This is a genomic window from Mesorhizobium sp. M0166 (assembly GCF_040322255.1).
Classification (GTDB): Bacteria; Pseudomonadota; Alphaproteobacteria; order Rhizobiales; family Rhizobiaceae; genus Mesorhizobium.
This window is the reverse complement of the sequence record NZ_JAMYTD010000006.1, coordinates 239,718-258,294: the sequence shown is the minus strand read 5'-3', so window position 1 is coordinate 258,294 and position 18,577 is coordinate 239,718. Positions and strand designations below refer to the sequence as shown.

Below are 18,577 nucleotides of genomic sequence, written 5' to 3'. Positions count from 1 at the left end.
CGACCGCGAAGACGACCGTGCTCCCGGCAAACGACGCCTCAATACAAATTTGGGCTTGCATTTTGGTCCGCGATTAGACGACTGAGACACTACCGTGGAAGACCTCGCTTGACAGCCGACTTCTCGTGACAGCAAAGTCTCGTGATGCGGGCGATTGGCTGGAATAGAATTGCGCGTGCCGGGGCAATCGTGCTGATGATTGGCACAAATGTTCCTTGGCCGGCGCGTTCCGACTCGCTCCTTCTCACAAGCCCGTCCCAGCCAGCCAATGTCGGCGATGCGATGCTGGCGGCCGCCAATTATCATGATTCCGGCGACTATGATCGCGACCTTGCCGCAGTGGCGAAGCAGGCCGGCGACTGGGTCGTCAAGCGCGCAATGGAGGTGCGTCGCCCAGCACTGGTGCTCGACATCGACGAGACGGCTTTGGCCAACTGGGAAGTGATCACACGTGATAATTTCGGCCGCCCGATCGGCGGCGCCTGCGACATCGCAATCGACGGTCCCTGTGGCTGGGCCGCCTGGGACCAGCTTGCGAAGGATCCGGCTATCGACCCTGTGCTGGAGGTTTTCCGGCAGGCGCAAACGGCGAAAGTCACAGTGTTCTTCATCACCGGACGTCCGGAGGACCAGCGTCAGGCAACCGAACAGAACCTGCAGTCGGCCGGTTATGCCGGCTATGAGCAACTTTACATGGTCCAGCCTGGGGCCAAATACGGCTCCGCCGCAGATTTCAAGGCACCCATAAGGGCCGAAATCGAAAAGGCCGGCTACACGATAATTGCCAATGTCGGTGACCAGCCATCCGACCTGTTCGGCGGGCATGCCGAGAAGCTGTTCCTGCTGCCTAATCCGTTCTACCGAGTTCGCTGACGGCCGGAACGGCACAAGCCCGGATCCTCGGATCCTTGCGGAGCACCACGCTAAGGTATCAAGACTACCTTGCCGGTCGCGCCGCGCTCCTCCAGCAGGCGATGCGCGTGGGTGGCCTGGTCGAGCGGGAAGCGGCCGCCGTTGGTCACCTTGAGCTCACCGCTCGCGGCCAGATCGAAAAAGCTCCAAAAGGCCGTCACGGAGGACGTCTGGAGACAGCAACGGCAGCAGGGCAAAACCCCTCAGCGACTGGTTGCGGCCGATCATCGCCTCCATCTGCGGGGCGCCGAGCCTGTATCTCCCCAGTGCGGCAAATACCAGCTCTCCACAAGGCGCAAGGGCCCCGAGCGCGGCCGCCGTCAGCGGGCCGCCGACGATGTCGTAGATGATGTCGACGCCGGCGCCGCCTGCCGCTGCCCGGACGTGCTCCGGCCAATCCGTCTTGCTGTAGTCGACGGCAGCGTCGGCCCCCAGCGACAAAGCAAGGTCGAGCTTGGCCTTGCTGCCTGCAGCCGCGATGACGCGGCTCGCGCCGGCGCACTTGGCAAGCTGGACAAGCAACGAACCGACGCCGCCCGCGGCAGCCGCGACCAGCACCGATTTGCCGGCCGGCGGGCTTTGCCGCGATAGATGCAGCGCCGTCAGCCCTTGCACCATCAATGCCGTCGCGTCTTCGAACGACAGCGCATGCGGCAGCGGCACGGCCAGGCTTGCGTCGATCGTCACATACTCGGCATAGCCGCCAAACGGGCGGCTCGAGGCGAACAACGGCGCGGCGACGCGCATGCCGAGCAAGGAAGCCTCCACCCCATGCCCGAGCGCCTCGACGATCCCGGCGGCCTCGACGCCAGGGATCATCGGCAGTTGCGGCGTCACCGCATAGCGATCCGCGCGCATCAGCACTTCGAAGAAATTCACCCCGGCCGCATGAACGCGGACCAGGACCTCGCCGGCTTGCGGCTCAGGCTTCGGCACCGCGACTATGTCGAGAACGTCAGGCCCGCCGAAGCGGCTCAGTTGAATGGCTCTCATCGCATGCACCGATCGCTGTTGGCATCGGCCGCTGTTTGCCACTATCTGCCTGGCTTCGACTACACACCGATTTGTCGGCTGCTGACCGGGAGGTGACCATGGCCAAGCTGATCAAGAGACTGCCGATGCTGCCGGCAGAGCGCGCGCTTAAAGTGATTTCGGGCCGCTGGAAGGCGGTCATCCTGTACCATCTCTTCGACGGGCCGCGGCGGCTGTCGGCGCTGCAGGCGCTGATGCCCGATATCACCCAGAAAGTGCTGATCCAGCAGCTTCGCGAAATGGAAGAGCACGGCCTCGTGCGCCGCGAGATCTTTGCCGAGATCCCCTCGCGCGTCGAATATTCGGCGACGCGGCTCGGCCTCAGCCTCGAGCCGATCCTGCTGGCACTTTGCCAGTGGGGCCAGCATCACGCCGACGAGCTGAACGAGATGGACCGCCTTGCCGATTGCATCATCAGGCCACGGCAAACGCAGGACGCCCATGCCGTGTGAACAAAAAGGGCGGCGCATGCGCCGCCCCAATGCTTGGGAGAATTAATCCTTGGGAGGACTGTTCGAACCTGTGCTCAGGCCGCTTTGACTTCCTCGGCGACGGCATCGGCCTGACGCGCCGTCTTCAGCACCCTGGCCCACCATGCAATGTCGTTGACCAGCGCGGTTGCCGCCTGGTTGAGGTGCTCGAACTCGTCGAGCTTCTTGTCGCCTTGCTTGACAGCAAGGAAATCGGCCCAGGCGATGTGTACGGCGGACTTCACCGGCGCCATCTGCAGCTCGACCGCATGCAGCCTCAGCTGCTCGACCGCGCGCGCGCCACCGACGCTGCCATAGCCGACGAAGCCGGCCGGCTTCTTGTTCCACTCGTTGGCGGCGTAGTCGATTGCGTTCTTCAGCACGGCCGTCGGGCCATGATTGTATTCGGCGGCGGTGAAGATGAAGCCGTCGAATCCGGCGACCTTCTTTTGCCAGCGCTGCGCCACTTCGTTCTGCGACGGCACCCAGGCGGAGGATGCGACCTCATCGAAGAACGGCAGCGGGAAATCGCGCAGGTCGACGACTTCAACGTCGATGTCGGCGTGCGACTTGGCGATCTTGGCAATCCATTGGGTCGGGACGTCGGCAAAGCGGGCCGCGCGGGTCGAACCAATGATGATGGCGATTTTGGGTTTTGACATAGAGGGGGCTCTCCTTACGGGAATACTGGTATCGTTTAGATACCTGAGCTATATGAGTAACTGGCACCTCAATGTGCAAGGAGGCACTTTTTTGTTACCAAGGCACCCGCACCGCACCGAGGACTGCCGCGCCATCTCGGAAATCCTGCAACGTGTCGGCGACAAATGGACGGTGCTCGTCGTCGGCAAGCTCGGCAACGGGCCGCTGCGTTTCAACGAGCTGCGCAGCGCCGTCGGCGGCATTTCGCAAAAGATGCTGACCACGACCTTGCGCGGGCTCGAGCGCGACGGCTTCGTCACCCGCACGGTATTCCCGACCATCCCGCCGCGGGTCGACTACGAATTGACCGATCTTGGCTACGAGCTGCTTGTGCCGGTCGATGCGCTCGGCGAATGGGCGCGCAAGAACACAGAGCGCGTCAAGGCGGCGCGCGAAAAATTCGACGCCATGCACAGCTGAACCCTTGCGCTGCAAGGGTTTGAACCTGTCGGAATCCTCCGGACGAGCCCTACTGCTGTAACTGCATCTTGCTCTTCGGCAGCTTCTCGATCCGGTTCCATTTCGGGTTGGGACTGACCACCCTCCCGCCAATCGTACAGGTCGTGGTCGTCTCCTTGCGGCAATTGCTCACCGTCGTGCCGCTGGTATCGCATTTCGTCGCCGAGCAGATCTCGCACTTGGCCGCCTGCCCGTTGATGGTGCGGTTTTCCGACGTACAGGTAGCGCCTGGATCGCCTTTTTTGACCTCGGCAAAAGCGCTCGCGGACGACAGGCAGAGCAAGGCTGCAAAGGCACCCGCCAGGGCAGCGTTCAGCATGTGTTGACGCATTGTCTTTCCTCCCAATATCCCGCCGGTCGCGCTGCAGGCGCATGCGGGAACCCGTTAGTCAAAGACCACGCGGGATCGCTGCCCGCATCCCCCGCGCGGGAGAGACGGCTGTTTATATCCGTCTTCTGGAATCAGGCCGGTCAGCCTTCCGCCGGAACTGCCTTCGGCTTGCCTTCGCCGTCCAGCGCCACCATGACGAAGTCGGCATGGGTGACCTTCTCCATCAGGTCGGAGAGATAGCGCTGCGCCCAGGCCTCGACCTTGAGCGTCATCGAGGTGCGGCCGACGCGTTCGACATGCGTATAGATGCACAGCGTGTCGCCGATCTTCATCGGCTTGGCGAAGGACATTTCCTTCACCGCCGCCGTCACCACGCGGCCCTTGGCGCGCTCGGCGGCGCGGATGCCGCAGGCGAGATCCATCTGCGCCATCACCCAGCCGCCAAAAATGTCGCCTGCCGCATTGGCGTCGGAAGGCATGGCCAGCGTCCTGAGCGTAAGATCGCCGATCGGCCGCCCGTCCGCGTAATGCACCATGGCCAATCCTCTCGAACCGATTGTCCCGATCCCGTACCGTCACGGCACGGACAGGTCAACGCGCCATTGAACAGGTCGCGGCCCGATGGCGAAGGCCGAGCCGCCACGGGCCAATATCTACAACAGAGTTCGACTTGGCTGCTTTCGAGATCAGATCAGCACCACCTTGCCCTCGCCTGCGGATCTCGCCGCATGTTCGAGCGCGAAACTGAAATTTTCCAGGCCATACCGGGCAATTACCGGCAGCGTGCCGGGATGTTCGGCGAGCAGCGCCCAACATTCGCGTGCGGCGTTGGCAAGCGTCTCCCGGCTGGCGCTGCGCTGCCAGCCACTGAGCGCGAAGCCGCACCAGCGCAAGGACTTGTAAAGCAACATGGAGGCCTTAACTTCGAACGAGCGATCGTCGAGAACGCCATAGGAGAACAGGCTTCCGCCCGGCGAGATGCGCTCGATAAGTGAGACCGTATCGGGGCCGCCGACGGGATCAAGCACCAGATGGTATGGCTCCGCGGTGCTCAGCGCTGCTGCAACAGTGGCACCGGATCCGATGACCTGGAATTGGGCATCAAGGAGACGATAGGATTCTTTTTCGCGCACAAGACGTTCGACAATCATGCCGCGCTTGCGCGCCAGTTGATCGGCAACGGCGGCAACCGCGGAGCGCGCTGCTGTGAGTAGAACCCGATGGGCAGGCGCCGTCGGCGCCAGATCCAGAAGGCCCCAGGCGGTGAGCGGGTTGAGTGGAAACTGACAGACTAGCTCGTCACTAAGGCTTTCGCTGAGTTCGAGCGGAACCGGATGCACGTGCTCGACCGGCACGGCAGCGTGCTCGGCCCATGCTCCCGGGCTGCGAAATGCTACGCGGCGACCGACGTCGAGCTCGCGAACCTCTTCGCCCACCTGCTCGACGATGCCAGCACCGTCGTAACCCGCGACCTGCGGATAGACGGGCTGGGTCACGTACTTGCCGGCAATGAATAGCCGATCGGCCGGTTGGATTACCCGGGCGGACACGCGCAGCAGCACTTGGCGAGGACCGCAGGCGGGCTTGGGCACCTCTCGAAAGCGTAGAACATCTTCGGCGGCGCCGGACTGCTCAAACACGATCGCCTTCACAAATATCTCCTTTCCCAATCTTTCGCTCGCAACCATAAGCAGGCAATATCGATACCGAAAAGGACATTGTTCATATAAGGTCAGACCAAAAGGGTATGAGATGGACCTGCGACACCTGAGATATTTCGTTGCGGTTGCAGAGAGCGAACTGGTGACGAGGGCCGCGCAGCGGCTGCGCATATCGCAACCGCCGCTGAGCAGAGCTATTCGCGAATTCGAAACTGAACTGGGCGTCGACTTGTTCTGGCGGCAGAAGCAGCGCTTGACCTTGACACCGGTCGGTGAACTGCTCTTGGGCGATGCGAAGACCATCCTCAGTCGAGTGGACGGCTTCAGGCGGCGCGCCCAGTCGCTGTCATCAGGAGAGCAGGGGCGGATCCGGGTTGGATATGTCGATGGAGCGATGCAAGGAGGCCTGCTGTCGAAGCATCTTCGGGAACTCCGCGCGCAATGCCCCTCGCTCGCGGTGGAGCTTATGCCACTTAGCACTGAGATGCAGCTTGCGGCGCTTGCAGATGGGGTGATCGATGCCGGGATCATTTATACGCCACGCGCCGAACACGACGACGTTGTGATTCATCGGCTTCTAGCGGATCACCTGCTGCTGGCACTGCCGGCGGATGACAAATTGGCCTTAAAGCGGCAGATAAGGCCAGCCCATCTGGATGGGGTGGCATGGGTCGTGGTGCCTCGGGAAGGAGACGCAGCATGGCAAGGACGGTTTGCACAACAATGCGCCAGGGCTGGGTTTCGGCCAGAAATCCGTTACGAAGTGTCTCAACTGTCGGCGATGCTTGGCCTGGTCGAGGCGGGTGTGGGACGAGGCTTCGTCCCTGAGAGCGCCACGCGGGCTCAGGTTCCCGGCGTCAAGTTCCGATATTTGTCGTGGTGGCCGCACACCATCGACTTCTGGCTCGCCTGGAGAAAGCACAATCCTGCTCCCGCCGTACGCCAGTTGCTGCTCGCCAATCGAATTTCCGGGACGTAGATTTTGCTTTCACTGCATAACCAAGTCATGGTCGGCAATAAACTTAACGCACGTCGCGCAAAAGTGTGCGGCGGTTTTGCGATAACGACATGCATAAAACAACAACCTAAAGCGCGTCGCATGAGGCCGGTCGAGGCGACGCGCTTTAGACCGGAACCGTCCCGTTCACAAAGCGGGCCAGGGCGTCGGGACGTAGGCGTAGGCGTTGCCTTCGCGGATAACATGACCGATGCCCGGGAACGGTAGGTGCATGCCTGCGACGAGCAGGCCATCCGCAGACACCATGTCGAGCACCTTCTTGCGTGTGGCGATTGCAGCCTCCTGGTCCACATCGAAGGCGATTGCCCATTCCGGATGCGCAAATTGCAGCGCGGAGGCGTGGATTACGTCAGTCAAGAGCAGCAGGTTGGCGTCACCAGAGCCAATTCGAAGCGCGAGATGCCCCGGCGTGTGTCCAGGCGCAGGCAATGCGGTGATCCCGGGCGCGATCTCGACCTCACCTTCGATCTTCCGGATCTTGCCATGGTAAGGCACCAGCGATTTGCGCGCTATTTCGAAGTACGGCTTCATCCGGTCGGGCGCCTTGGATAGGATCCCGTCATCGTGCCAGAAAGCGAATTCCGGCATGGCAACCACGACCTCCGCTGCCGGGAAGGCGGCCGTGCCGCCACTACCAACAAGGCCGTTGGCATGGTCGGGATGGAGGTGGGTGATGATTACCGTGTCGATTTCTTCCGGCCTGACGCCGGCGGTGGCGAGTGCCTCAGGTAGATGTCCCAGTATGGGCCCCATCGCCGATGCCGTGCCGGTATCGATCAGCACCCGTCTGTCGCCCCTGGTGACAAGGTAAGCATTGACCGAGGTCGGGAGTAGTTTTGGCAGGAATGCCTTTGCCAGCAGCGCTTCAGCGGCAGCCGGATCTGCGGAAGGGAAGAGTTCTAGGCCGAGATTGAGGTAGCCGTCGCTCAGTGCCGTGATCTCGAGGTTGCCGAGCATGAACCTGTGGGCGCTCGCAAGCGAAGCCGGAGACGGGGCGGCGATAGCCGCAGCGTTGCTCCCAAAGAGGCTGATCGGGGAAAGTAGCAGGGCGCCGGCGCTAAGAGTGCCGAGGCCGAACGTTCGACGGTCGATATTCATGGTCTTGTCCTTCGAATTGTAGACGAAGCTAGGCGCAGGCTACGGGATCGCTGCCAGGGGCGGATGCCGACCGTTGGACTACCCCGCGGGAAATGGAAATCTTCGGGCGGGTTAACGCGGTTCATGGCGAACTCCTTGCGACATCAATAAGGCGCCTCATAAACAGCGGGAATAGCGATGGGATGCAGTTCACTGCTGCATATTGTGCAGCAGTGAACTTAAGCGGGTAAGGCCGCTGGTTTGCCCGTGCGCTAAGCGGCCTCGAAGAACTCACTCGATGCCGAGCCCTGGCTTGGCCTACTGGACAGGCTTCCGAGGTTCGAGCGCCCGGCGCAATTTCGGCGCCTCTTGCTCGATATAGTCCCACAGACGGTTCGAGATCGGCCCGTGCGGCCGGTCGCGGCGGCGCGCCACCACCAACTCCTCGGTGCGGCCTGGCAGATGACGGCCGGCAATGGATTGCAGGCGTCCGTCGCGCAGTTCCTCCTCGATCAGGAAGCGGGGCATGTGGCCCCATCCGAGGCCCTGCAGGATGATTTCCTTCTTCATGCCCTGATCGGCCACCATGCATTGAGGCGCACCCTCGATCATGAAGTAGTCTTGTTGCGGTGAATGGCGGGCCGTGTCGCGCATGACACATTGGGTGAACGCGTGCATCTGATCCGGCGTGATGGGGTGCTTGATGCGCTCCGGCAGAAAGCCCGACGCCACAACTGGGACGAATGGCACCTTGCACAGATCGATCCATTCCACCCGCGGATCGCTCTTGTCGATCCAGTGCAGGATCAAATCGGCTTCGTCATCGAAGAGGCGCTCCCACGGCCCGCCCACCGCCTCGAAGTGCAGATGCAGGCGTGTGCCCGGGCACTGGGCGAAGAACCGTCCGAGCATGCCCAGTGCCTGCGGGCGCGGGCAAAGGTCGCCGATCACCACATGGATCTCGCTTTCTTCGCCCATTGACAGCTGAGCAGCATGAAGCCGCAAACCTTCCAGCTCGCGCAGCAGCGATTGTGCCCTGCGATGGAACGACAGCCCTGCCTCGGTGGGGCGCACGCGATAGCCGCTGCGATCCAAAAGGACGAGGTCGAGTTGCCGCTCCAGCTTTGCAACGGCGGCGAACACCGCCGGATGCGAGCGATGCAGCATGGCCGCCGCAGGCTGGAAGCCGCCGCAGCGGACCACGGCATCGAAGCATTGCAGGTCGTGCAGGGTGAATTCGGCCATGTCAGCTTCTATTACAGAGATCGTCCTATCTTTGTAATATCATCAAAAGCACGCCACAGCTAGGCTTTGCCACATTCAACGCTTCAAGAAGGAAGGTGTATTCACCATGAATGAGCTGGATTTCGTGACCGTCGGCGATGGCACACGCATCGCCTACCGCATCGACGCCAACGCCGGGAAACCCGTGCTGATGCTGTCGAATTCCATCGCCACCACACTGCGGATGTGGGACATGCAGGTCGACGAGTTGTCGAAGCATTTCCGTGTTCTGCGTTATGATTTTCGCGGCCACGGAGGGTCGAGCGTTCCGGCCGGCGCTTATTCGCTCGACCGGCTTGGCCGCGACGTGATCGAGTTGCTCGATGCCCTGGGCATTGAACGCGTTCACTTCCTCGGTCTGTCGTTGGGCGGCTTCGTCGGGCAGTGGCTCGGCATCCACGCGCCCGAGCGGATCGAGCGCTTGATCCTGAGCAACACCTCGTCCTATCTCGGACCGGCAAAGCAGTTTGACGAGCGGATTGCCGCCGTGCTGCAGGCGCCGGACATGTCGGAAACCGCCGAGATGTTCCTGGGCAACTGGTTTCCTGCGCGTATGCTGGCGGCCAACGAGCCCGTCATCGAAGAATTCCGCGCCATGCTGCTGGCCATCGACCGGCAAGGCTTGGCTGGCCTGTTCGCGGCGGTTCGCGATGTGGATCTTCGCCGAACCGTAGCGCTGATTTCCAGGCCAACGCTGGTGATCGCCGGCCGCCACGACACGGTGACAGCCGCCAGCCACAGCGAGCTGATCGCGGCGACGGCGCCCGGCGCAAAACTGGTTGTCCTGCCCGCGGTCCACTTGTCGAACGTCGAGTACCCTGCCGAATTCATGGAGGCCGTGCTCGGTTTTCTGCGCTGAGCCGGAGCACGGCGGGGATGCTGAGTGAATGCCCGTTTCGAACATCCCCCGCATCGACCGCAACCTATGATGCGCTAGCGCGCAGTGCAGGCTAGACTGGGCAACATCGATAGCGAATGACGGCTGACATGGAACTCAGCATTCGCCCACTGACGCCCGATCTGTGGCCGGCGCTCGAGGACCTGTTCGGTGACAGCGCCGTGTGCAGTCGTTGTTGGTGTATGTACGGGCGGATCGGTGGTTCTTATCGAAAGCGGCCCGGCGAGGAAAACAAGGCAGCGTTCCGGCAAGCCGTCCAGCATGGTCCGCCTCCGGGTTTGCTTGCTTTCGACGGCGATGTGGCTGTCGGCTGGTGCCAGGTGACACCGCGAGATGCCCTGCCCTGGCTCGATCGGCTGTGGCAGCTCAAGCGCGTGGACGACAGGCCGGTCTGGTCCGTGTCCTGCCTCTACGTGCGAAAACAATACCGCCGGCGGGGCGTAACATCCCAGCTGATTGCACAGGCTCTGGAAGTCGCAAGGCGCGCAAATGCTCCGGCACTCGAAGCCTATCCTTTCGACGCCGACGTGTCGCCGAGCGCTTCCGGCAGCGGATATGCCTCCACCTTCGCGCGCGCCGGGTTCAAGGTCGTTGCCCGCAGGACGCCGGCCCGCCCGATCATGCGCTATGAATTCAAGCAGATTGCCGATCATCGCCTGTGATCGCAGCTTGAAGTTCGGCTACGGGTGGCAAGTTGTCATCCAGCCGCTATTGCGCCCGCTTCGCTTCTCGCTTTTGCGAGGATGGTCGTCTCCGGCGCAACGGCAAATTGCTCACAAAATGCGTCGATGTGATGCTGGCCCCGATCCGCGTCTCCAACGGCAACAAGGGCCAAGCCCCAGGCGAGGTCTGTTTGCACATAGTTTTCCAACGAAAAACGTCGAAATTTCATCTTGGATCGTTGTTCGAAACTAGCAGCAACGTCCTTTAGTTCGGTGATTCTGGACCAGTCCTGCTGGGCAGCATTGAGCGCCGCCAAAGTGGCGCGTTCAACCTGATAGGCGCTATCGTTACTATAGAATGAGCACCAGTTGGGAATCCGGCCCGATGAATCAATCGGGTCAATGCAAAGGTCAAAATTCGCTGACTTCGCCGTTCTTTTCCACCGGAGGCTTCCGCCTTTGAAAATTGGTACAAAGTCGATCGAGACGCCCCAACACGCGGAGAAGGTCATGCCTTTCAACGCCTGAAATTTCAGCAGATAGCGTATATGATTTGTCGGACTGCCAACCCAGAACAAATCCCCTACTCGTTGAAAATCGGATGCCAAGCCGCCTTCCAATGCTCCAGCGGCAATGTCGCCCAACGCTTTACCACGCTGAGGCGCACGACCGAGGTCTGGCTGCCGACGAAATCTTTCGATCAAGCTGGAGAACATCTAACCTCTTCAACGGCAATCGTAATGTTGAGCGTCACCGGCGAACATTACTGAACGCAAACAGATCAATCAAAGCCGTAGCGAGGCTCACCGACATTGCAACAGCTGGACTTCCGCAGCGGATCGCAGCTTGGCAAGTCTCACGTCTCCGGCCGAACGAACTGGCTGGCAACCCTAGTTGTAGGCGCGAAAGTCACCGTCGGGCGTGATTACCAACTCTGTGATGTTCGCCCGTTGTTTTCGATGTGATAGGTCAGGTTGACAAGGTAGACCCTAGGAACCCGTCAAAGTGGGTAAATGGAGCTATTAGGGACAATGCGTTCGCAGGAAGAATGGTCAAGCAATGAAGACGCTCGTGCATACAGAGAGCTCCGAACCCTAGTCGATAAATGGAAACGCCTCGGGCAGAAGACCTATCCGGATGGAACGGAGTGGATTGGCCATACCCCACATCGAGCGCCTCAAGCGCATTTGCATCAGCTGTATGCGCCACTTGGCGCCATCGGAATTAAGCAGCTTGAGTTTGAACTTTCGCATCGACTTCCAGATAATTTCCGTTGTTTTCTCATGCTTCACAACGGGATGGGTCTGTTTGCGAATTGTATAAGCGTATATGGGCTGCGACGTAGCTGGTCACGCACAAATTTGGTGGAGGCAGGTCAACAACCATTCTCCATACTGGAACCGAATATAGAGAGACCGCCAAGCAATGCACCAGACGATGTTCTCTTTATTGGTGCGCTAGGGGACAACGGAGATTTTGCATGAATTCGGAAGGGAGGGTCTTTCGCTGGGAGAGTGATGATCCTCTGTCCGGTTCGATCAAATCCTACCCAAGCGTGTTCACTTTCCTGCTGGAAGAAGCCAACGAGGTGGCGGCCCTGTTCGACCCGGGTGGGCGCGAACGCGACTGAACTCCGGCAACAGGCCACAGGCGGCCATTCAAACCGACTATCACCAGTCGCTTTTTTCACATCGGATGCCGGAAGACCCGGCGACGCCGCGTCGCGCCGAAGCCTAGGTTAGAGCCGAATTCCGGAGCCAGCCGCAGCCGCCATGCAGACCTATGACTTCATCATCGTCGGTTCCGGCTCGGCCGGCTCGGTCCTGGCCGAAAGGCTGTCGGCTTCCGGCCGCTTCTCGGTGCTGGTGCTCGAGGCCGGCGGCAGCGACCGTCGCTTCTACGTGCAGATGCCGCTCGGCTACGGCAAGACGTTCTTCGACCCGGCGGTCAACTGGAACTACAAAGCCGAGCCTGACCCTGGGCTTGCCGGCAATGCCGACCACTGGCCGCGCGGCAAGCTGCTCGGCGGCTCGAGTTCGATCAACGCCATGGTCTGGATCAGGGGCGCGCGCGAGGATTTCGACGCCTGGGCAGCGGCCGGCAATCCCGGCTGGGGCTTCGACGACCTGCTGCCCGCGTTCAAGGCGCTGGAGGACAATCAGGCCGGCGCCGACCAATGGCGCGGCGTCGGCGGGCCGCTGCATGTCACCGACTGCTCGACCTCCGTCCATCCGCTCACCAAGCGCTATCTCGCCGCCGCCAACCAGGCCGGCCTGCCGCTCAACCCGGATTTCAACGGCGCCTCGCAGGAAGGCGTCGGCGTCTACCAGATCACCACCAGGAACGGCCGCCGCATGTCGGCGGCGCGTGCCTTCCTGCGCCCGGCAATGAAGCGCAAAAACGTCCGCGTCGAGATCAACGCGCTGGCGACAAAAATCCTGTTCGAGGGCAAGCGCGCCGTCGGTGTCGAGTATCTCCAGAATGGCGAGACAAAGACCGCCCGTGCCGGCCGCGAGGTCATCCTGTCGGGCGGTTCGGTCAATTCGCCGCAACTGCTGCAGCTTTCCGGTGTCGGCCCGTCGGCGCTTCTCGGCGCGCTCGGCATTCCTGTCGTTCACGTCAACGAAAATGTCGGGGCAAACCTGCAGGACCATGTCGGCATCAACTACACCTTCAAGGGCCGGTTGCCGACGCTCAACCAGATCCTGCGCCCGTGGTGGGGCAAGCTGCTGGTCGGCATGCAATACGTGTTTTTGCGCTCAGGCCCGCTGTCGCTGTCGATGAACAATGCCGGCGGTTTCTTCCGCACTGACCCTGCGGCGGCACGGCCCAACATGCAGCTCTATTTCCAGGCGTTTTCGACGGTCATTCCAAAGAGCGGCGAACGGCCAATCCTGACACCCGATCCATGGCCGGGCTTTTCCATCGGGCTGTCCAATTGCCGTCCGTCGAGCCGCGGCGAAATCATGCTCCGTTCCGCCAATCCGCGCGACTATCCCAGAATCGTCGCCAACGCCTTTTCGACCGAGGCGGATGTCGCCGAAATGCTGGCGGCGGTGAAATTCGTCCGGAAGATCGCCTCGATGCCGGCGATGGCGGAGATCATCGAGGAAGAGGTTTTGCCGGGTCCGTCGATCACCTCCGATGCGGATCTCATTCAGGATTTCAGGAAGCGCTCGGGCACCGTCTATCACCCGGTCTCGACCTGCCGCATGGGGCCGGACGCGGCGCGCGCCGTCGTCGATCCGCGCCTGAAGGTGCACGACCTCGAATCCCTGCGCGTCATCGACGCCTCGATCTTTCCCGACAACATCACCGGCAACACCAACGCCGCCGCGATCATGACCGGATGGAAGGGCGCCGAACTGGTTCTGGAGGATCAGAAATGAAAATCACCGACGTCAAGACCTGGGTTGTCGGCAATCCGCCGCCCGGCATCGGCGGCAAGTATTTCATCTTCGTCAAGCTCACCACCGATGGCGGCGTCGTCGGCTATGGCGAAGCCTACAACGCCACCTTCTCGGCTCATGTCACGGCGAAGATGGTTGAGGACATGGCCGAGCGCTATCTCGTCGGCCGCGATCCGCACGACGTCGAAAACTTCTTCCGCCGAGCCTATTCATCCGGCTTCACCCAACGCCCCGACGTGTCGGGCATGGGCTGTTTCTCGGCGCTCGAAATCGCCTGCTGGGACATCATCGGCAAGGAGGCCGGCAAGCCAGTCTACAAGCTGCTTGGCGGCCAGGTACACGAAACGCTGCGTTCCTATACCTACCTCTACCCGCACAGCGGCAGCGTCCACTCCGAGGACGCCCGCGGCAAGAACGTCTACAACGATCCCGATCTGGCTGCAGCGTGCGCGCTCGAATATGTCGAGCAGGGTTTCAACGCCGTCAAGCTCGACCCGGCCGGCCCCTACACCGCCTTCGACGGCCACCAGCCGCGCCTCGTCGACATCGACCTCTCCGCCCGCATGGTCAAGGCGATCCGCGAGGCGGTCGGCACCAGAGCCGACATCCTGTTCGGCACGCACGGCCAGTTCACCGCATCGGGTGCGCTGCGCCTCGCCCGCGCCATCGAGCCCTACGATCCGCTGTGGTTCGAGGAGCCGGTGCCGCCCGACATGCCCGAAGTGATGGCTCAAGTCGCAAGGGGCACTTCGATCCCCATCGCGACAGGGGAAAGACTGACCACGAAATTCGAATTTGCCCGGGTCATCGAGAACCGTGCCGCGACCATTCTTCAGCCCGACCTTGGCCGCTCCGGCGGCATTCTCGAAACCAAGAAGATCGCCGCCATGGCCGAGGCCTATCACATCCAGGTCGCGCCGCACTGTTATTCCGGACCGATCGTCGGCGCCGCCAACATTCAGCTTGCAGTGACGCTGCCCAACTTCCTCATTCTGGAATCGCTGAAACAGTGGGACGGTTTTCATGAGAAGTTGCTTAAGAAGAAGATCGAATGGCAGGACGGTAACGTCATCCCGTCGAAGGAGCCCGGCCTCGGCGTCGAGCTCGACGAAGCCGTCTGCGAGGCGCATCCCTGGACCGGCAAGGACCTGCATTTGCAGATGATGCAGACGCCGCTGATGCCGTGACCTGTCGAGCGGGCGACAATATCACGCGATTTCAACGTGTTGGACGCAGGATAGGAATCACCGCCGAAAGAACTTGAATCAATCCCTCAACGGCTTGATTCAATATCTCAGCGTCAATGCGCCGGGCAGGATTTCGAAGGTCGCCGGTATGCGACCCGGCGATTCGCCGTCTATGTCGATCAGCGCGGCGTTCTTTTGCACATCGCCGAGCGGCTCGACAACCACTTTCTTGCCGCGCAGGATGGTGATCGCCGGATGGTTGCGGTGCCGCCCGCCATAGAGCAGGCGGATGTCCCAGATCAGCTTCAGCTTGCCGGCGGCGCGCAGGATGACGATGTCGAACTCGCCGTCGTCAAGCTCGGCGTCGGGCGCAATCATCATGCCGCCGCCGAAGAATTTGCCGTTGGCCACCGCCACCAGTGCCATGCGCGCCTCGACCGGGGCACCGTCGTCGATGGTGATCGCAACCTCCTGGAAGCGGTAACGGAGGAATTCCCAGACCGTGCGCCAGTAGAACAGCGCCCTGGCCGAAACCTTGCCCTTGCGCTTGTCGGCGTTGACCGCGCGGTCGGTAGCGCCGGAAAGCCCGAGACTGGCGATGTTGATGAAATGGCGGCTGGCCAGTGCGCCATGGTCGTCGACATAACTGATGCAGCCGGCATCGACCTTGCGCGGCTTGGCCTCGGCAATCCGCTTCAGCGTCAGATCGACATTGTTCGACAGGCCGAGCCCGCGGGCGAAGTCGATGCCGGTGCCGCAAGGCAGCAGCCCGAGTTCGGCCGTCCGGCCGCTCTCCCGGAAAGCCTTCAGCAGCCCGTCGGCGACCTCGCTGGCAGTGCCGTCGCCGCCTGCCGCGATCACCAGCTCGAAGCCGATGGCGGCAAGGTCGAGCGCCAGCCGTTCGGCGTCCCCCTCGGCCTGCGTTTCACGCAGCTCGAAATCGCCGAAATGTCTTTTCAGCGAAGCCGCAACCTCGGGCCAATGCCGCTTGAGCCTGCCGCCGCCGGCGATCGGATTGAGAACCACCGCGACCTTCAAGCCCGCCCTCCCCAAGGCCATCGAACACGCCTTCCAATTATTTGCCGGCATTGAAGCCCGCGCCGGCCCGCGGGGCAAGGGACGAACGCCCAATAACGCGGTTTCGGCATCGAGACGCCAAATCCCGGCCGCCGGCAGGCGGTGGGCGTCGAAGATCGGCAATCGCTCCAGTGCCGGACTCAGTCCCCGATAATCCCGCTATCCACAGGCTCGCGGCGGTTTCGCCAAACGCTTATCCGGCGTACATTAAACCCATCTCAGGCGGCTACCGATCGCCACGCCGAAAGGCAAAGCGGAACGGCGGATTTCCTGAGGCCCGTACGGCCCTGAACGAGAACAGGCTTGCCTGTTGGAGGGATGGACGCCGAGACCTACGGGGCCGCGGAAAGCGTGCGAACGCCGACGGCGGACCGATGCTGCCATGAAGGACGGCAAAAACCTTCGATGGCGCGCTGGGCAAAGCTCGCACGAGCGGAGACCGGCGTGGTCCGGAACGGACGCTGCCCTCGGGCGGCGACTGGCAGGACCGTCAAAATCAAGGCCGGCATGGCGCGACATCTTTCGGGAGTTGCTGCCGCGACCGTGTCCTGATCTGACAGGGAGGCGCTGGGAGAAATCCCGGCGCCGACTGTCTTTGTGGCCTCGCTAGACGATTTTGCCGGCGACGCTTCACCCTGCGCCAAAATCAGCTACTATCCATTTGCCGTCGGGGGCCGTTTAAAAGGGCTGACGGCAGGGGGACATTTCATGACGCTCATCCAGAAGCTTGCTGTTGCCTATGCCTTCCTGTTCTTCGGTGTTGTTGCCATCGGCTATGTGCCGGCCTTCAACGATGCCGGCAGCAATCTGTTCGGCCTGTTCTCGCTGCAATGGTACGACGATTTGCTGCACGCCTTCTCCGGCGTCTGGGCGCTGGCTGCCGCCTTCATCTCGCACCGCCAGGCGGTGTTCTATTTCAAGCTATTCGGCTCGGTCTACTTGTTCGACGGCGTGCTCGGCCTGGTCACCGGTTCCGGCTGCCTCGATGGCGGCATTTTCATCAACGGCTTCCGCTCCCTGAACGACATCGAATTCCCGGCTCGCTTCTTCGCCAACCTGCCGCACATCGTCATCGGCGGCTTCGCCGTCTATGTCGGGTTCTGGCTGTCGAAACGTGTGTACGACCATTTCGCCGCGGCCTGACCGGCCATGTTCCTGTTCCTCTGGCTGAAGCGCATCATCAAGGCGATCCTCTGGCTCGTCGTCATTATCGTGTTGATCCCGATCGCCGGGCTGGCCTACGGCTTTCTCACGACGCCGTCGCTGGACACAACACCATTGCCGGGCGTGACTGAGGGTGCCCCGCCGAAGGCGCTGGCCGACAAGGTCCGTGCCGAGATCCCCGGCTACCAGCGGCCGGAGGAATCGACCTTTCTCACCTATCCGGAATGGGCCATCGTCTACGCCGCCCGCGAATATGCCGGCTTCGTCGACAAGAACCAGCCGAGCGGTTTTCCCTATCTCTCCTATATCGGCCGCTTCTGGCAGGACTATGCGATGGTCATCCGCGCCAGCTCCACCTACAAGTTCAACCTCGACAACCACCAGATGCTGGTGATCATCGGCACCAGCCACACGATCGAGCACGCTATCCAGTGGGCCTATGAGAATACGGTCGGCCGCGTCACCGAAGCGACAGCCGGCAAGCGCACCGCGGTCGACATCTACCAGGCGAAGGTGGCGGCGGACTATGCCGGTTTTCTCGACCAGGTGCCGTGGTACCAGTTTCCCTATGCCGAAAAGCGTGCCGGCCTGTTTGCCGTCCAGCCGGCAGCGGACGATAGCGCCGTCCGCACCAGCGAACGCAAGCTCGCCTTCGGCCTCGCCGACACCATCAAGCAGGGCTACGCCGATCTGATCAAGTCGGCGCTCGCCGCCACCACCGACCCGGCCTTGCTCGACATTCACGTCTGGGCCAAGGGTCCGGTCAGCGAGGTGACGCGCAACGAGCCCGACACCTTGCTGGAGCGCGATCTCGGCGCCGACGGCACGGTCTTCGTCACCAGGCGCTACCAGGTGTTCACCGACATGATCCCGCGCCTGATCGGCAAGGGCGTCTCCTTCGTCGAGATCGGCGGCAATGACGAGATCATGGTCACTATGCTTTCCAATGACGAGATCAATGTTCCCGAAGGTGCGCGCGCACTGTTCAGCTACCCGCTTCCGGCGGAACCCTCCACGCGCCGCACCGGCCTGACCGTCGCCGTGCGCAAACTGCACCTCGTGCTGCCGGCGCTGATGACGGCGGGCGCCAGGCTCGAGCACGTCTACGATTACTGAGGCCTTTCGGTCACAGCCCGCCTCGACAAGACGTTGCGTGAGGCTCCGCCACGCTCATTCCACAATCGCGGCCAAATCCCGCCTTGTTCCGCAATGATTGATGATGCCGCAGCAATT

Annotated in this window: 19 protein-coding genes and 1 pseudogene; 11 read left to right on the top strand and 9 right to left on the bottom strand. The window is 61.8% G+C overall.

The window, feature by feature from the left end; translation table 11 throughout:
- The first annotated feature begins 144 nt into the window (after window positions 1–144).
- Window positions 145–873 carry an HAD family acid phosphatase gene (locus NKJ46_RS10890; protein WP_352664772.1) on the top strand — a complete coding sequence of 243 codons (729 nt, stop codon included), beginning with the start codon at window positions 145–147 and terminating at the stop codon, window positions 871–873.
- A gap of 50 nt (window positions 874–923) precedes the next feature.
- On the opposite strand, the pseudogene NKJ46_RS10885 reads toward NKJ46_RS10890, so the two are convergent.
- A pseudogene (locus NKJ46_RS10885) lies at window positions 924–1,905 on the bottom strand (quinone oxidoreductase family protein).
- A 98-nt stretch (window positions 1,906–2,003) separates the two neighbouring features.
- Between NKJ46_RS10885 and NKJ46_RS10880 the strand changes: the two are divergent.
- Window positions 2,004–2,396, top strand: a complete 393-nt coding sequence (locus tag NKJ46_RS10880; RefSeq protein ID WP_352664754.1) for a winged helix-turn-helix transcriptional regulator — start codon at window positions 2,004–2,006, stop codon at window positions 2,394–2,396.
- Between the two features lie 74 nt (window positions 2,397–2,470).
- Here NKJ46_RS10880 and NKJ46_RS10875 read toward each other — a convergent pair whose 3' ends face one another.
- The gene (locus tag NKJ46_RS10875) at window positions 2,471–3,076 is read right to left on the bottom strand and encodes an NADPH-dependent FMN reductase (protein WP_023678377.1); all 606 of its coding nucleotides are present in this window, start codon (window positions 3,074–3,076) and stop codon (window positions 2,471–2,473) included.
- Window positions 3,077–3,167: 91 nt separating this feature from the next.
- On the opposite strand from NKJ46_RS10875, the gene NKJ46_RS10870 reads away from it, so the two are divergent.
- On the top strand, window positions 3,168–3,536 hold the full coding sequence (locus NKJ46_RS10870; protein WP_023678378.1) for a winged helix-turn-helix transcriptional regulator: 369 nt from the start codon (window positions 3,168–3,170) through the stop codon (window positions 3,534–3,536).
- Between the two features lie 49 nt (window positions 3,537–3,585).
- Here NKJ46_RS10870 and NKJ46_RS10865 read toward each other — a convergent pair whose 3' ends face one another.
- The 3 genes from NKJ46_RS10865 to NKJ46_RS10855 form a co-directional block, all read right to left on the bottom strand.
- Window positions 3,586–3,894: a hypothetical protein gene (locus NKJ46_RS10865; RefSeq protein ID WP_352664752.1), complete on the bottom strand. Its 309-nt coding sequence runs from the start codon at window positions 3,892–3,894 to the stop codon at window positions 3,586–3,588.
- Between the two features lie 152 nt (window positions 3,895–4,046).
- A complete protein-coding gene (locus NKJ46_RS10860) occupies window positions 4,047–4,442 on the bottom strand; it encodes an acyl-CoA thioesterase (protein ID WP_023678380.1) in 396 nt (131 codons plus the stop codon).
- 150 nt (window positions 4,443–4,592) lie between these two features.
- The gene (locus NKJ46_RS10855; protein WP_352664750.1) at window positions 4,593–5,558 is read right to left on the bottom strand and encodes an alcohol dehydrogenase catalytic domain-containing protein; all 966 of its coding nucleotides are present in this window, start codon (window positions 5,556–5,558) and stop codon (window positions 4,593–4,595) included.
- 100 nt (window positions 5,559–5,658) lie between these two features.
- Between NKJ46_RS10855 and NKJ46_RS10850 the strand changes: the two genes are divergently transcribed.
- Window positions 5,659–6,546 carry a LysR family transcriptional regulator gene (locus NKJ46_RS10850; RefSeq protein WP_352664748.1) on the top strand — a complete coding sequence of 296 codons (888 nt, stop codon included), beginning with the start codon at window positions 5,659–5,661 and terminating at the stop codon, window positions 6,544–6,546.
- A gap of 165 nt (window positions 6,547–6,711) precedes the next feature.
- Here NKJ46_RS10850 and NKJ46_RS10845 read toward each other — a convergent pair whose 3' ends face one another.
- The gene (locus NKJ46_RS10845) at window positions 6,712–7,683 is read right to left on the bottom strand and encodes an MBL fold metallo-hydrolase (RefSeq protein WP_352664747.1); all 972 of its coding nucleotides are present in this window, start codon (window positions 7,681–7,683) and stop codon (window positions 6,712–6,714) included.
- A 297-nt stretch (window positions 7,684–7,980) separates the two neighbouring features.
- Window positions 7,981–8,907 (bottom strand): LysR family transcriptional regulator, encoded by a 927-nt coding sequence (locus NKJ46_RS10840; protein ID WP_352664745.1) that lies wholly within the window; start codon window positions 8,905–8,907, stop codon window positions 7,981–7,983.
- 106 nt (window positions 8,908–9,013) lie between these two features.
- Here NKJ46_RS10840 and NKJ46_RS10835 point away from each other — a divergent pair, with 106 nt between their 5' ends.
- Together NKJ46_RS10835 and NKJ46_RS10830 are read left to right on the top strand one after the other, a co-directional pair.
- Entirely contained in the window at window positions 9,014–9,805 is a 792-nt protein-coding gene (locus tag NKJ46_RS10835; RefSeq protein ID WP_352664743.1) for an alpha/beta fold hydrolase, read from the top strand.
- Between the two features lie 116 nt (window positions 9,806–9,921).
- The gene (locus NKJ46_RS10830; protein ID WP_352664741.1) at window positions 9,922–10,506 is read left to right on the top strand and encodes a GNAT family N-acetyltransferase; all 585 of its coding nucleotides are present in this window, start codon (window positions 9,922–9,924) and stop codon (window positions 10,504–10,506) included.
- A gap of 35 nt (window positions 10,507–10,541) precedes the next feature.
- Here NKJ46_RS10830 and NKJ46_RS10825 read toward each other — a convergent pair whose 3' ends face one another.
- The gene (locus NKJ46_RS10825) at window positions 10,542–11,222 is read right to left on the bottom strand and encodes a hypothetical protein (protein ID WP_352664739.1); all 681 of its coding nucleotides are present in this window, start codon (window positions 11,220–11,222) and stop codon (window positions 10,542–10,544) included.
- A 764-nt stretch (window positions 11,223–11,986) separates the two neighbouring features.
- On the opposite strand from NKJ46_RS10825, the gene NKJ46_RS10820 reads away from it, so the two are divergent.
- The 3 genes from NKJ46_RS10820 (at window position 11,987) to NKJ46_RS10810 (ending at window position 15,103) form a co-directional block, all read left to right on the top strand.
- Window positions 11,987–12,136: a hypothetical protein gene (locus tag NKJ46_RS10820; RefSeq protein ID WP_352664737.1), complete on the top strand. Its 150-nt coding sequence runs from the start codon at window positions 11,987–11,989 to the stop codon at window positions 12,134–12,136.
- A gap of 142 nt (window positions 12,137–12,278) precedes the next feature.
- Window positions 12,279–13,895, top strand: coding sequence for a GMC family oxidoreductase (locus tag NKJ46_RS10815; RefSeq protein WP_352664735.1), 1,617 nt, complete (start codon window positions 12,279–12,281; stop codon window positions 13,893–13,895).
- Window positions 13,892–15,103: a mandelate racemase/muconate lactonizing enzyme family protein gene (locus NKJ46_RS10810; protein ID WP_352664733.1), complete on the top strand. Its 1,212-nt coding sequence runs from the start codon at window positions 13,892–13,894 to the stop codon at window positions 15,101–15,103. The genes NKJ46_RS10815 and NKJ46_RS10810 overlap by 4 nt, the downstream gene beginning before the upstream one ends.
- A 99-nt stretch (window positions 15,104–15,202) precedes the next feature.
- Here the strand turns inward: NKJ46_RS10810 and NKJ46_RS10805 are convergent, their stop codons facing one another.
- Complete coding sequence (locus tag NKJ46_RS10805; RefSeq protein ID WP_352664731.1) at window positions 15,203–16,141, bottom strand: diacylglycerol/lipid kinase family protein; 939 nt, start codon at window positions 16,139–16,141, stop codon at window positions 15,203–15,205.
- Window positions 16,142–16,888: 747 nt separating this feature from the next.
- Here NKJ46_RS10805 and NKJ46_RS10800 point away from each other — a divergent pair.
- Complete coding sequence (locus NKJ46_RS10800; protein WP_352664729.1) at window positions 16,889–17,323, top strand: DUF4383 domain-containing protein; 435 nt, start codon at window positions 16,889–16,891, stop codon at window positions 17,321–17,323.
- 6 nt (window positions 17,324–17,329) lie between these two features.
- Window positions 17,330–18,460 carry a hypothetical protein gene (locus NKJ46_RS10795; RefSeq protein WP_352664727.1) on the top strand — a complete coding sequence of 377 codons (1,131 nt, stop codon included), beginning with the start codon at window positions 17,330–17,332 and terminating at the stop codon, window positions 18,458–18,460.
- Window positions 18,461–18,577: the final 117 nt, after the last annotated feature.

Bases quoted from the DNA above. Each gene is read 5' to 3' on its own strand.
- NKJ46_RS10800 (WP_352664729.1), top strand. From the start codon at position 16,889: ATGACGCTCATCCAGAAGCTTGCTGTTGCCTATGCCTTCCTGTTCTTC.
- NKJ46_RS10845 (WP_352664747.1), bottom strand. From the start codon at position 7,683: ATGAATATCGACCGTCGAACGTTCGGCCTCGGCACTCTTAGCGCCGGC.
- NKJ46_RS10880 (WP_352664754.1), top strand. From the start codon at position 2,004: ATGGCCAAGCTGATCAAGAGACTGCCGATGCTGCCGGCAGAGCGCGCG.
- NKJ46_RS10875 (WP_023678377.1), bottom strand. From the start codon at position 3,076: ATGTCAAAACCCAAAATCGCCATCATCATTGGTTCGACCCGCGCGGCC.
- NKJ46_RS10850 (WP_352664748.1), top strand. From the start codon at position 5,659: ATGGACCTGCGACACCTGAGATATTTCGTTGCGGTTGCAGAGAGCGAA.
- NKJ46_RS10890 (WP_352664772.1), top strand. From the start codon at position 145: ATGCGGGCGATTGGCTGGAATAGAATTGCGCGTGCCGGGGCAATCGTG.
- NKJ46_RS10835 (WP_352664743.1), top strand. From the start codon at position 9,014: ATGAATGAGCTGGATTTCGTGACCGTCGGCGATGGCACACGCATCGCC.
- NKJ46_RS10865 (WP_352664752.1), bottom strand. From the start codon at position 3,894: ATGCTGAACGCTGCCCTGGCGGGTGCCTTTGCAGCCTTGCTCTGCCTG.
- NKJ46_RS10860 (WP_023678380.1), bottom strand. From the start codon at position 4,442: ATGGTGCATTACGCGGACGGGCGGCCGATCGGCGATCTTACGCTCAGG.
- NKJ46_RS10840 (WP_352664745.1), bottom strand. From the start codon at position 8,907: ATGGCCGAATTCACCCTGCACGACCTGCAATGCTTCGATGCCGTGGTC.
- NKJ46_RS10830 (WP_352664741.1), top strand. From the start codon at position 9,922: ATGACGGCTGACATGGAACTCAGCATTCGCCCACTGACGCCCGATCTG.
- NKJ46_RS10795 (WP_352664727.1), top strand. From the start codon at position 17,330: ATGTTCCTGTTCCTCTGGCTGAAGCGCATCATCAAGGCGATCCTCTGG.
- NKJ46_RS10810 (WP_352664733.1), top strand. From the start codon at position 13,892: ATGAAAATCACCGACGTCAAGACCTGGGTTGTCGGCAATCCGCCGCCC.
- NKJ46_RS10820 (WP_352664737.1), top strand. From the start codon at position 11,987: ATGAATTCGGAAGGGAGGGTCTTTCGCTGGGAGAGTGATGATCCTCTG.
- NKJ46_RS10825 (WP_352664739.1), bottom strand. From the start codon at position 11,222: ATGTTCTCCAGCTTGATCGAAAGATTTCGTCGGCAGCCAGACCTCGGT.
- NKJ46_RS10815 (WP_352664735.1), top strand. From the start codon at position 12,279: ATGCAGACCTATGACTTCATCATCGTCGGTTCCGGCTCGGCCGGCTCG.